10 protein-coding genes are annotated in these 12,321 nt (G+C 68.7%); 5 read left to right on the forward strand and 5 right to left on the reverse strand.

Annotated elements, in window-relative coordinates; genetic code table 11:
* The first annotated feature begins 34 nt into the window (after nucleotides 1-34).
* The 3 genes from IG84_RS0108330 (at nucleotide 35) to IG84_RS0108340 (ending at nucleotide 2,646) form a co-directional block, all read left to right on the forward strand.
* Nucleotides 35-1,156, forward strand: coding sequence for an aromatic ring-hydroxylating oxygenase subunit alpha (locus IG84_RS0108330; protein WP_031053262.1), 1,122 nt, complete (start codon nucleotides 35-37; stop codon nucleotides 1,154-1,156).
* Nucleotides 1,157-1,473: 317 nt separating this feature from the next.
* Entirely contained in the window at nucleotides 1,474-1,944 is a 471-nt protein-coding gene (locus IG84_RS0108335; protein WP_031053264.1) for an Hsp20/alpha crystallin family protein, read from the forward strand.
* Between the two features lie 216 nt (nucleotides 1,945-2,160).
* On the forward strand, nucleotides 2,161-2,646 hold the full coding sequence (locus IG84_RS0108340; RefSeq protein WP_051861510.1) for a YflT domain-containing protein: 486 nt from the start codon (nucleotides 2,161-2,163) through the stop codon (nucleotides 2,644-2,646).
* 96 nt (nucleotides 2,647-2,742) lie between these two features.
* On the opposite strand, the gene IG84_RS0108345 is transcribed toward IG84_RS0108340, so the two are convergent.
* Nucleotides 2,743-3,435: an alpha/beta fold hydrolase gene (locus IG84_RS0108345; RefSeq protein WP_342668412.1), complete on the reverse strand. Its 693-nt coding sequence runs from the start codon at nucleotides 3,433-3,435 to the stop codon at nucleotides 2,743-2,745.
* A gap of 132 nt (nucleotides 3,436-3,567) precedes the next feature.
* Between IG84_RS0108345 and IG84_RS0108350 the strand changes: the two genes are divergently transcribed.
* Nucleotides 3,568-4,335, forward strand: coding sequence for a MerR family transcriptional regulator (locus IG84_RS0108350; protein WP_031053272.1), 768 nt, complete (start codon nucleotides 3,568-3,570; stop codon nucleotides 4,333-4,335).
* 113 nt (nucleotides 4,336-4,448) lie between these two features.
* On the opposite strand, the gene IG84_RS0108355 is transcribed toward IG84_RS0108350, so the two are convergent.
* From IG84_RS0108355 to IG84_RS0108365, 3 genes are all read right to left on the reverse strand, one after another.
* The gene (locus tag IG84_RS0108355; RefSeq protein ID WP_031053275.1) at nucleotides 4,449-5,831 is read right to left on the reverse strand and encodes an L-serine ammonia-lyase; all 1,383 of its coding nucleotides are present in this window, start codon (nucleotides 5,829-5,831) and stop codon (nucleotides 4,449-4,451) included.
* Nucleotides 5,832-6,027: 196 nt separating this feature from the next.
* Nucleotides 6,028-8,823, reverse strand: a complete 2,796-nt coding sequence (locus IG84_RS0108360; RefSeq protein ID WP_382467387.1) for a SpoIIE family protein phosphatase — start codon at nucleotides 8,821-8,823, stop codon at nucleotides 6,028-6,030.
* Nucleotides 8,824-9,059: 236 nt separating this feature from the next.
* Nucleotides 9,060-10,472 (reverse strand): MFS transporter, encoded by a 1,413-nt coding sequence (locus IG84_RS0108365; protein ID WP_051861512.1) that lies wholly within the window; start codon nucleotides 10,470-10,472, stop codon nucleotides 9,060-9,062.
* A gap of 504 nt (nucleotides 10,473-10,976) precedes the next feature.
* Here IG84_RS0108365 and IG84_RS0108370 point away from each other — a divergent pair.
* On the forward strand, nucleotides 10,977-11,339 hold the full coding sequence (locus IG84_RS0108370) for a bifunctional 3-phenylpropionate/cinnamic acid dioxygenase ferredoxin subunit (RefSeq protein ID WP_031053280.1): 363 nt from the start codon (nucleotides 10,977-10,979) through the stop codon (nucleotides 11,337-11,339).
* A gap of 109 nt (nucleotides 11,340-11,448) precedes the next feature.
* Here the strand turns inward: IG84_RS0108370 and IG84_RS0108375 are convergent, their stop codons facing one another.
* Nucleotides 11,449-12,255, reverse strand: a complete 807-nt coding sequence (locus tag IG84_RS0108375; RefSeq protein ID WP_078648684.1) for an IclR family transcriptional regulator — start codon at nucleotides 12,253-12,255, stop codon at nucleotides 11,449-11,451.
* Nucleotides 12,256-12,321: the final 66 nt, after the last annotated feature.

Here is a 12,321-nt window from a genome sequence, read left to right on the forward strand (position 1 = left end):
TCCCTATCCAAGGCACTTCTCTTCGAGGTGAACCATGACCATGACCGGACTGCCGGAGAGCCTGATCGCGACTCTCCCCGGTGACCACTACACGGACCCGGAGATCTTCCGCCTCGAGCAGGAGCGCATCTTCGAATCGATGTGGTTCTGCGCGGCGCGCTCCGCGGATCTGGACAAGCCGGGTGCGTTCAAGACCGTGGACGTCGGGCGCGAGAGCGTCCTGCTGACCCGGTCGCGGGACAACTCCGTCCGGGCCTTCTTCAACGTGTGCCGGCACCGGGGCGCCAAGCTGTGCACGGAGGAGTCCGGCGAGGTGAAGCGGGCGTTCCAATGTCCGTACCACGCCTGGACCTACGACCTCACGGGCAAGCTCGTCGCGGCCCCGAACCTGACGAAGATGCCGGACATCGGCCGGACCGAGTACGGCCTGGCGAACGTGGCGGTGCGCGAGTGGCTGGGCTATGTGTGGGTGTGCCTGGCCGAGAACCCGCCCTCGTTCGAGGAGTCGGTGATCCAGGATGTGGTGGCGCGCCTGGGCGACGCCGAGTCGATCGTCGGGTACGACATCGAGAACCTGGAGCTCGGCAAGCGGATCGTCTACGACGTGCAGGCGAACTGGAAGCTCATCATCGAGAACTTCATGGAGTGCTACCACTGCGCGACGATCCACCCGGAACTGACCGAAGTACTGCCGGAGTTCGCCGACGGCTTCGCGGCCCAGTACTACGTGGGGCACGGCGCGGAGTTCGGCGAGGACGTGAAGGGCTTCACCGTTGACGGCTCGGAGGGCCTGGACCGCATTCCGGGTGTCTCGGAGGACCAGGACCGCCGGTACTACGCGATCACGGTGCGGCCGCAGGTGTTCATCAACCTGGTCCCCGACCATGTCATCTTCCACCGGATGTACCCGGTGGCGGCCGACCGCACGATCGTGGAGTGCGACTGGCTGTACCTTCCGCACGTCGTCGAGAGCGGCAAGGACGTCAGCCGGTCGGTGGAGCTCTTCGACCGGGTCAACCGCCAGGACTTCGACGCCTGCGAGCGCTGCCAGCCGGCGATGAGCTCCCGCCTGTACGCCAAGGGCGGCGTCCTGGTCCCGAGCGAGCACCACATCGGCGAGTTCCACGACTGGGTCCAGGGCCGCCTCGGCACCTGACACAACACGAGCACGGATGCCGGGTGGTGAGCAGACTCTGCTCACCACCCGGCATCCGACGTTGTGTCTGCGAGTACTGCGCAGTCAGCACGACCTGACTGCGCATTGGTGCGGCAGTGGACGACTCGTCGGAACGGCTGGGCCCCCGGTGATCGCATCCCCTTGGGTGCCGGCGGGCTTGTCCGGGGAAGAGATGGCCGGATCTGTGGGGAGTGGGTATGCCCCGCAGGGACACCCGCACTGCAACAGTCTTCTGGCCGCGTTCGCTGTCCCGGCGGAGACATTCGCGGCCTGGCCAAAAGGCATGAGGAGAAGCGATGAATCTTCCGATGCGGCGTGCCGGTGGTGGTCTGGAGCAGCGGCAAGGAGGAGGGCTTTCCGCCTGGGATCCTTTCACCGAGTTCGAGAACTTGTGGAATCAGATGGGCCAGCTTTTCGGGCGAACCGTGAGCCCCGTTGGCCGCGAGGGCACCTGGATGCCGACAGTCGAGGAGGAAGAGCTCGACGACGCCTATCTGGTGCGAGCCGAACTGCCGGGCGTTCCTCAGCAGAACGTGAACGTGGAGGTGGATGACAACGAGCTGCAGATCACGGGAGAGATCTCCGAAGAGCAGCAGGGGAACGTACTGTCGCGCCGCACTGGCAGGTTCTTCTACCGCACCAGCCTGCCCGGTGGCATCGACAGCGAGCGGACCGAGGCCGATTTGACCGATGGCATCCTGCGGGTTCGCCTGCCCAAGTCGGGTACGTCCCAGCGGCGCCGTATCGCACTCGGCGGCAAGGACTAGCAACCGGCTCGATCGAGGCACATGAACGGAGACGAGATCTGCCGGCCGGCCGACCGCCGGCCGGTAACGCCCCACAGGGCACGCACGCCTGGACACAGCCGTCGCGGGACCGGCCAGGGGCGGGTGCCGGTGCCGGTACTGAGGCTCTGGCCACGGTCAAGTCCGGTCCGTCAGGACGGACCGCGGAGACGCTCGCCTGCCAGAAGGAAGATCCAGATGACTGAGCAACGTTCCTCCCTTGCCGGTGTGGACAGGCCGGTTGTTGGCTCGTACCCGACATACGAAGGTGCCCAACGCGCGGTGGATTTCCTCTCCGACAACAAGTTCCCGGTGGAACACACCGCGATCATCGGTTCGGACCTGCGCATGGTCGAAACCGTGCTGGGCCGGCTCACCCTGGGCCGAGCCACTCTGGCCGGGGCAGGCACCGGTGCCTGGTTCGGCCTGCTGATCGGGCTGTTGCTGTCGGTGTTCGCCGCCGGCCGCCACGGCCTTCTGACGCTGGTGCTCAGCGCTGTGGCGTACGGAGCGGTCTTCGGCGCGGTGTTCGGGCTCGCGAGCCACGCCATGACCGGTGGACGCCGTGACTTCGCTTCCCGGAGCCAGATCGTCGCGGCCCGCTATGACGTCGTCGCCGACCACGAAGTCGCCGAAGACGCCAAGAACCAACTCATCAAGCTTGCCTGGCGGGAGGACCGATAGGCCTGAGCCGGCGCGCCGAGGCCACCCCTCGAGGCCGTCCCTCGAGCGTCCCGGTCGAGGCGCGACCTCGGCCGGCGGGCCCGTCGGTTTGCTTGGTCATGCACGCCGGGGCAGGGGGCCTGGCGTGGCGCGAGCGGATCGGGAGGCGGCCGGGCAGCTGCCGTCGAGGATGACCCGGGCGACCAGTTCGGGCGCCTGCCGGAAGGGCACGTGTCCGCAGCTGGGGAGAACGACCTGCCGGGCGGTGGGGATCAACGCCTGCACGCGATTGCTCTGCCACTGCGGTAGCAGTCCGTCCCGGCTGCCCCAAGCAATGGTCACCAGGACATCGGGGATGTCACCGGTGAACAGACCGCGGAGCCGCCCGGCCTGCAGCACCGACTCGAACCCGACCGCGTCGCGCATTGTCCGGATGTCCGCGACCAGCTCGGGCGAGAGGTACCGGGACCGGAGCGCCTGCGCGCGCCGGCCGCCGGCTGCCGCCTCCGCTGTGGAGGTGACAGAGAAATCCCACACGGCATCCGGCAGGATCCGGGTGCCACGTCGGACGGCGTTCAGCACGGCGAAGGCGTAGCGGCGTTCGGCCTCGCTCCAGAACCCGGCCGGTGCCAGCGCGGTCACGCTGCGCACCAGGCCCGCCTTTCGGAGCCGCAGCGCGATCAGACCGCCCAGTGAATGCCCCACCACATGCGTCCGGTGATCGGCGAAGTCCTCCGGGCGCTTGGTCCCAAGGAGATCGCCGAGGCGTTGAAGACGTCCCCTCAGCGCTTTGAACATCGCTCTCAACATGCTGAACGGTGGCACACCTAGTGCCGCCAAAAGGTGCCCGGCGCCAGTTTCCGGCTTGCGCTTTCCGCTGCGTCAACTTCTACGGTTTTCTGTGGGGCCGGAGAGACCGGCCCGGCGATGGGAGGCAGGGCGATGGCGTGGTCGATCGCGGACGTGGCCCGGATGTCCGGGGTGACGTCCCGGACACTGCGGCACTACGACGAGATCGGCTTGCTGCCGCCGGCGTGGATCGGGAGCAACGGGCACCGCTACTACGAGGAGGCCGATCTGCTGCGGTTGCAGCAGATCCTGCTGATGCGTGAGCTGGACGTAGGGCTGCGCGAGATCCGGGCGGTTCTGGAGAGCCAGGTCGATCAGGTGGCCGTGCTCCGCGAGCACCACCAACAACTGCTCGCGGAACGGGACCGGCTGGAGACGCTCGCCCGCACGGTCGGCCGCACCATCGCCGAACTGGAGGAAGGCAAGGACAACAACGACATGGTGAAGATCAACAGGCCGGAGAACCTGTTCGAGGGCTTCGAGCCCTCCAGCCCCCAGATCGATGCCGAGGTCCGGGATCGGTGGCCGCAGGCGTGGGAGCAGGCCCGGCCGGCCGTCGAGGCGATGACCGCCGAGGACACGGAGCAGTACCAGCGCGAGGTGACGGCGCAGATGATCCGCATGGCGGAGTTCATGGCGGCCGGCACACCGGTTGCCGATCCTGCGGTGCAGGCCGAGGTGGACGCCCAGTACCAGTTCGTGTGCCGGTACTGGACCCCGAACGCGGCCGCTTACAAGGGGATGGGCCAGCGCTTCGTCGATGACCCGCAGTTCCGCGCGAACTTCGACAAGATCGCCGACGGGCTGGCCGACTACCAGCGCGATGCGATGGTCTGCTACGCCGATGCCCGCCTGAGCTGACGGGCGGATCCGCCTGCCGGGGGCTGCAGACCCCGGCGGCAAGCCAGCACGGCTGGGCTTGGCCTCGCCGGCCTTGAGCGAGTCCCGCAAACTGACTGGGCAGCGGCGGTCTTTCAGCACTCGATGATGTTGACCGCGAGGCCGCCGCGCGCGGTCTCCTTGTACTTCACGCTCATGTCGGCACCCGTCTCCTTCATGGTCTTGATGACCTTGTCCAGGGAGACGTGGTGCCGGCCGTCGCCGCGCAGTGCCATCCGGGCCGCGGTGACGGCCTTGACCGCCGCCATGCCGTTGCGTTCGATGCACGGGATCTGGACCAGGCCGCCGACCGGGTCGCAGGTCAGGCCCAAGTTGTGTTCCATGCCGATCTCGGCGGCGTTCTCCACCTGCTCGGCGGAGCCGCCCAGCACCTCGGCGAGGCCGCCGGAGGCCATGGAGCAGGCGGAGCCGACCTCGCCCTGGCAGCCGACCTCGGCGCCGGAGATGGAGGCGTTCTCCTTGAAGAGCATGCCGATGGCGCCGGCCGCCAGCAGGAACCGGACGATCCCGTCGTCATCGGCGCCGGGCACGAAGTTGAGGTAGTAGTGCAGGACGGCGGGGATGATGCCGGCCGCGCCGTTGGTGGGGGCTGTCACGACCCGGCCGCCGGCCGCGTTCTCCTCGTTGACGGCCATCGCGTAGAGGGTCACCCACTCCATTGCCCGGGACGCCGGGTCGCCCTCGGCCCGTAGCGCCTTGGCCGCCGCGGTGGCCCGGCGGCGGACCTTCAGTCCGCCCGGCAGGATGCCCTCGCTGGACAGGCCGCGGGCCACACACTCCCGCATCACACGCCAGATCTCCAGCAGGCCGGCGCGGACCTCGGCCTCGGTGCGCCAGGCCGTCTCGTTCTCCATCATCAGGGCCGAGATCGACAGCCCCGTCTCGCGCGTCAGGCGGAGCAGTTCGTCACCGCTGCTGAAGGGGTACTTCAGCACGGTGTCGTCGAGCACGATGCGGTCGGCGCCGGCCGCGTCCTCGTCCACGACGAAGCCGCCGCCCACCGAGTAGTACGTCTTCTCCAGCAGCGGCACTGCCTCGGCGTCGTACGCGGCCAGTGTCATGCCGTTGGCGTGGTACGGCAGGGAACGGCGGCGGTGCAGGACCAAGTGGCTGTCCGTACCGAAGCCGATCTCGTGGGCATCGCCGAGATCGCGGCCCAGCAGCCGCAGCCTTCCGGTCGACTTGATCCGCTCGACGTCCTGCTCGGCCTCGGTGACGTCGACCGTGTGCGGCTCGTTGCCCTCCAGGCCGAGCAGGACGGCCTTGGGGGTGCCGTGGCCGTGGCCGGTGGCACCGAGGGAGCCGAAGAGCTCGGCCCGTACCGATGCCGTCCGGGACAGCAGCCCCTCTTCCTTCAGGCGGCCGACGAACATGTGGGCGGCCCGCATCGGGCCGACGGTGTGTGAACTGGACGGGCCGATGCCGATGGAGAAGAGGTCGAACACAGAGATGGCCACGGGCGGGCTCCCTTGTCTGTGCGTGGGTGGGTGTGCCGGGGATATGAGGTCACCGCGTCGGCCACACTGTTTCGGACTACGCAACTAATATCTTTATGCGCAACAGCTTTTCTTGCGGCCCAGGGGTTGTCAAGGGGAGGGCGCACTACCGGCCGCTGCGCTGCGACCGCCGCGTCGCCGCCAGAACGACGAGTCGTCAGAACGCCGAGTCGTCCCACTGATCCAGCAGCGCTTCCTCCGTGTCTCCCTCGGGTTCGGCCGCTGGGCCGCTCAGGGACTGTTCCGTCCAGATGACCTTGCCGCGGGCGGTGTAGCGGGTGCCCCAGCGCTGGGCGAACTGCGCGACCAGGAAGAGGCCGCGCCCGCCCTCGTCGACGGTCTTCGCGCGGCGCAGATGCGGGGAGGTGCTACTGCCGTCGGCGACTTCGCAGATCAGGCTGTCGTCGTCGTACAGCAGGCGGAGGCGGATGGGTTCGGCGCCGTAGCGGACGGCGTTGGTGACCAGCTCGCTGATCAACAGCTCGGTGGTGAAGGCAACTTGGCCCAGTCCCCAGGCTTCCAGCCGGCGGGTGGCCTCGGCGCGGACCCGGGGGACCTCGGCAGGATCGCTCGGTACGTCCCAGTCGGCAACACGATCCGGGTCCAGCAGCCGGGTGCGGGCGATGAGCAGTGCGACGTCGTCCCGGGGGCGGGCGGGCAGCATCGCGTCGAAGACGGCCTGGCAGGTCCGCTCGGGGTCCCGTTCCGGGTGCGCCAGGGCGGTACGCAGGAGACTCAGGCCGGTATCGATGTCGCGGTCGCGGTCCTCGATGAGTCCGTCGGTGTACAGCGCCAGTTGGGAGCCTTCGGGAAGGCGCAGTTCGGCGGCCTCGAACGGCAGGCTGCCGCCCAGGCCCAGCGGCGGGGAAACCGGTACGTCCGGGTACTCCACGGTGCCGTCGGGGTGCACCAGGGCCGGCCCCGGATGGCCGGCCCTGGCCAGCGAGCAGGTGCCGGAGACCGGGTCGTAGATCGCGTACAGGCAGGTCGCCCCCGTCACCCCGGCGTCGGCGCCCTCGGGGTCCTCGTCCTGATCGATCCGGGTGACCAGCTCGTCCAGGTGACTCAGCAGCTCGTCGGGCGGCAGGTCCAGCGTGGAGAAGTTGTGCACCGCGGTACGCAGCCGGCCCATCGTGGCCGCGGCGTGCAGACCGTGCCCGACCACGTCCCCCACCACCAGCGCCACCCGGGCACCGGGCAGCGGGATGACGTCGAACCAGTCGCCGCCCACCCCGGCGTGTGCCGGCAGATAACGATGGGCCACCTCGATGCCGGAATGCTCGGGCAGCCCATGAGGCAGCAGGCTGCGCTGCAGAGTGACCGCCATGGTGTGCTCGCGGGTGTAACGGCGGGCGTTGTCGATGGACACCGCAGCGCGGGCGGCCAGCTCCTCGGCGAAGGACAGCTCTTCGGGCTCGAAGGGACCGTGCTCAGAACGCCAGAAATTGGCCGTGCCCAACAGCACCCCGCGCGCCTGCAGCGGTACCGAGATCAGCGAATGAATGCCGTACTCCAGGACCTGCCGGGCGCGCTCCGGGTGCTGGGCGCGCCAGCCGTCGGAGGCGGCCAGGTCCGGCTCGAGTACGGCGTGCCCACTCGCCACGGCGGTGTCGATCGGGTGGGTGGGTACAAAACGGATCAGCTCGCCGACCGGAATGAGGGGCTGGTCGTCACGGATGCCGCGGATCACCGTGCGCCGCATCTCGGTGTCCGTGCCGTCCGGCTCCTCCCCGCGCGGTACGGCCTCCAGCAGCTCGACGGTGGCGAAGTCGGCGAACCGGGGGACGGCGACCTCCGCCAGCTCCTCCGCGGTGCGCACGACATCCAGCGTGGTGCCGATCCGCGCCCCGGCGTCGTAGAGCAGCTGCAGTCGTTCCCTGGCCACCTCCGCACGCCCCGCCAGCGCCCGCAGTTCGGTGGTGTCGCGCAGTGTGGCCACGCTGCCGGCCCGGTCGCCGTGACCGTCGACCGGCCGCAGGTTGACCGCCAGCAGCCGGTCCCGGGCCAGATGCACCTCGTCGGTGGCGGTCCGGCCCGACGCCAGCAGTTCGGCGGTGCCCGCTTCCATGCCCAGCTCGGAGATCTGCCGGCGCTCCGCGTCCGCCGGCAGATCCAGCAGTCGCTGCGCCTCGTCGTTGGCCAGCAGCAGCCGGCCCTCCCCGCTGATGACGAGCACACCTTCCCGGACCGAGTGCAGAACCGCGTCGTGGTGCTCGTACATCCGCGTCATCTCGGCCGGATCCAGGCCGTGCGTCTGCCGTCGCAGCCGCTGGCTCACCCACGCCGACCCGGCCGTGAGCAGCACCAGCGCGCCTGCCGCCGAACCGAACAGCAGCGGAAGCTGGTCCATCACCTTCGCGTTCACGCTCTCGACCGTGATGCCGACGGACACCAGCCCGACCACCTTCCCGTCGGTGTCGACGACGGGAACCATCGTGTCCACGGCGCGGCCGACCCCGGGCGTGTAGGAGGTGGTCTGGTACACCCTGCCGTGGAGCGCTTCGGCGTAGGAGCCGACGATGTGTTTTCCGATCCGGTCCGGGTCGGGGTGGGTCCAGCGGATGCCGGCCGTATTGAACGCGATGATGTAGTTGACCTTGGACAGCTTCCGGGCTTCCTCGGCACGCGGCTGTAGCAGCGCACTGGGATCGGCGGATTTCATGGCGCTCAGCGTCCCCGGGGCGTGCGCGAAGGTCTCGGCGCCGACGCGCGAGCGGTCCCGGGCCTCCTGCAGGCTCGAGCCCTGGGCCTGCAGTACGAGGGCCGTCACGGCCGCGCAGACGAGCAGGATCACGACCACCAGGTGCAGGAGAAACACCTGGCCGGCGACGGTCCGCGCACTCACCAGGGAGCGCAGAGGCCCTCCCGGCGCCGACCGGCGCCGGGCGTCCCGTCCGCCCTCGGGCGGGCGGGACGGCGCCGCGAAGGACAGTCGGAACTTGGACATATCCATACATCCAGTATGCTCGGCGAGGGCGAGGGGGCCGGTGTGCCACGAGGTCGGCGGTGCGGTCACGAGGCGAGGGGGTTCGCGGCAGGCAGCCGGCCGGCCTCTGCGCAGGCCGGCCGGCTGTCTGCCGCGTGTGGTGCTGCCCTTACGGCGTCACCCTTACGGCGTCAGGATCCTTCGAACTCACGGTGTCAGGATCCTCCGAACTCACGGTGTCAGGATCCTTCGGACTCAGGGCGTCAGGATCCTCCGAATTCCCCTTCCCGGACGGGCTCGCGCTGCTCTTCACCGGCCGGCGAGCGCTGCTTGGTCTTGGCGGGAAGGGCGCTGGTCTCCGCCAGGGTCCGGCCGCGCGTCTCCTCGGCCCAGAGCACGGAGACCAGCCAGCCCACCAGGGTGATGCCGGCGCCGATCAGCATGGTCGCGCCGATGCCCAGCCGGCTGAGGGAGATCGGTAGCAGATAGGTGCCCGCAGCGGCCCCGACGCGGCTGATGGAGGTGGCCACGCCGCCCGCCGTTGCCCGGATGCTCGTGGGGAACAGCTCGTTGGGATAGGTCCACTCAAGGACAGTGGGCCCGCCGGAGAAGAGGGCGTAGGCGCAGAAGCAGGCGATGACCACCGCGAAGGGCACCGAGGAGCCGCCGCCGAGGACCACCAGCGGAATCGCCATCAGAGCGAACGACCAGACGATGACCGGGCGGCGGCCGATCCGGTCCACCATGCGCAGCGCGGGGATACAACCCAGTACGAACACGACACTGATCAGGGCCGATCCGAGGTTGCCGGCGTTGCCCTTGCCGAGGCCGAACGAGCCCAGGATGGTGGGTCCGAAGGTGAGCAGGGCGAACATCGGCGTGATCTGACACATGTAGAACAGACCGCAGAACAGCGTCCGCCGCAGATACGTACCTTGGAACAGATCGCGGAACCGGTGCTGCTGCAGCGACTGCTCGGTTGCCGCGGCGGCGAGCAGGTCATTGGTCGAAACGGTACGGCCGAGCGCGTGTTTGATCGCCTTCTGGGCGTCCTCGGTACGGCCCTTGTTCACCAGCCACAGTGGTGATTCGGGCGTGCCGATACGCATCAGCAGGACCAGAGCGCTCAGTACGGCGGAGGAGGCGATCATCCAGCGCCAGGTGCCGTTGCCGCCGATCTCGGCCATCACATACCCGACCACGTACGCGGCCGCCGCGCCGATGTACCAGGCGAGGATGAGGATGCCGAGCAGCCGGCCGCGGTGCTTGTTCGGCACCCATTCGGCCAGCAGGGACGTGGCGATGGGGTAGTCGGCTCCGATGGCAACGCCGACTATGAAACGCAGGATGACGACCTGCCAGGTCTCGTCGGCGAACACCGACAGCACCGATCCGCCGACCAGTACCGCCAGATCGATGGTGTACATCGCCTCACGGCCGAGCCGGTCGGTGACGGCGCCGAAGCACAGCCCCCCGATGAAGATGCCGACCAGCGCGGCGGCGCCGATGAGGCTCTCGTCCGCCGTGGTCAGGTGCAGTTCGTTGCTCATACCGATCAGCGAGACGCCGATGATGCTGAGCAGGTAGCCGTCCAGGAACGGGCCGCCGGCGCAGGCCCAGGTGAGTTTTCGATGGAATCCGTTCAGGGGCGCCTCGTCGATGACACGGATGGACATGTGACCTCCTGGGTTCGGGGACGGGGGACCGTGCGCGCCGCGCAGCGGGCCGCGCCTCCGGCCGACGGCCTCGCCCCAGTGCTGCTGCCGGGGGCGCCCCGGACGGCACAGCAGAGCAAGGTCGTACGGCGGTACAAGGAGGTCAGGAAGCCTCTGCGGAGGCTGTCCTGAACGCGACGTCGCTGGCGGTGCACTCGGTGGTTCACGCTGGGGAGGTGTTGCGCATAGGAACGCGCGTTTCTGCATACGCAACGGAACCTTGATAGAGCGTTCACGTCAAGACCAGCCGACGAAGATCTCCCCGCCCTCTGCCGCCCCGATGGGCGACCCGCTCTCGTTCGCAACAAGCGTTGATCAGACCGAAACGTGTTGCGTACTGCGCAACGTATAAGGGAGCGGAAAGTCCAAGATCTGAGTGTCTTGACAGCGATTTGGGGCACCCGCAAACTGGCGTTGCGCTGTTGCGCGTAACGCAGTCCGTTTCGCTATACGCACCGGAGTGCCATGATGATTCCCGCATGCAGTCTCGCGGATCTGCCGCGAGGCGAGGCCCACCGGCTCGACGTCGATCCGCCCATCTCTGTGTTCCACACCGATGACGGCGAGATCTTCGCCATCGACGACACCTGCACGCACCAGGACGCCTCGCTCGCCGACGGCTGGCTGGAGGGCTGCGAGGTGGAATGCCCGCTGCATTCCTCGAAGTTCGACCTCCGGACGGGAGCCGTCGACGCTCCGCCGGCCAGGCGCCCGGTCCGCACGCACGAGGTCCTCGTCGCGGACGGCATGATCTACGTCCAGCCGTCCACGGAAGCTCCCAACCTGCCGCCCTGCGTCGCGGCCCGGCTCACCGCACGCTCAGCGTGATCCGGTGATCCGGTGATCGGGGTGATCCGGGTGATCCGGCTGAGGGGCTGCGGCCGGGGCGGGCGCGCCGCGGCCGGGGGGCGATCGGCGGAGAGCGGCGCGGAGCCGCTCAGCCCAGGTAGCCCATCCGGTAGCTGATCTCTTCGGCGCCCTTGAGCAGCATCGGGGCGAGTTCCTGCATGCGCTCTTCGGTGAACCGGTACGCGGGTCCGGAGGCGCTGAGTGCCGCGATGACGTCCCCGTCACGGTCCCAGACCGGCGCGGCCATGGCGTGGAGCCCTATCTCGAACTCTTCCAGGGTCATCGAGTAGCCACGCTTGCGCGCCTCGGTGAGATCCTTCTCGAGCTTGGTCTTCGAGGTCAGAGTGTGCGGTGTCACCTTCCGCAGGCCGGCCTCGGACAGGAGCGCGGAGCGCTCCTCGGCGGCCATGTGGGCGAGCAGGATCTTGCCGCTGGAGGTGGCGTGCAAGGGGGTGAGCTGGCCGACCCAGTTGTGCGCAGTGATGGCTCCCGGGCCGCGCACCTGGTACAGGTTGATCGCGTAGTGCTCCTGCATCACGGCGATGTTGACGGTCTCACCGATTTCCTCGGCGAGCCGCTGGCAGACCGGACGGCCCTGCTGGGTGATGTCGATGCGTCCGGTGACGGCGCCGGCCAGGCGCACGATGCCGAAGCCGAGGCGGTACTTGCCGCGCTCGCCCGCCTGCTCCACCATGCCGCGCGCCTCCAGGGCGCCGAGCAGCCGGAACGCGGTGGACTTGTGCACATCGAGCTCGGCGGCCACCTCGCTGACCCCGGCCTCGTCGCGCTGTGCCAGAACCTCCAGCACGGTGATGGCACGGTCGACGGACTGCACGCCGCTGGCCTGTGAACCTGTTGTACCTGTCGTTTCCTTATCCGGACGGTAGTTGCTCATGGTGAAACTATACGCACAGTAATCAACGCCGCCCTAGGGCCGTGCTGCAGCGTTGACACGGCACGA

It is taken from the genome of Streptomyces ochraceiscleroticus, assembly GCF_000720485.1.
Lineage (GTDB): Bacteria > Actinomycetota > Actinomycetes > Streptomycetales > Streptomycetaceae > Streptomyces > Streptomyces ochraceiscleroticus.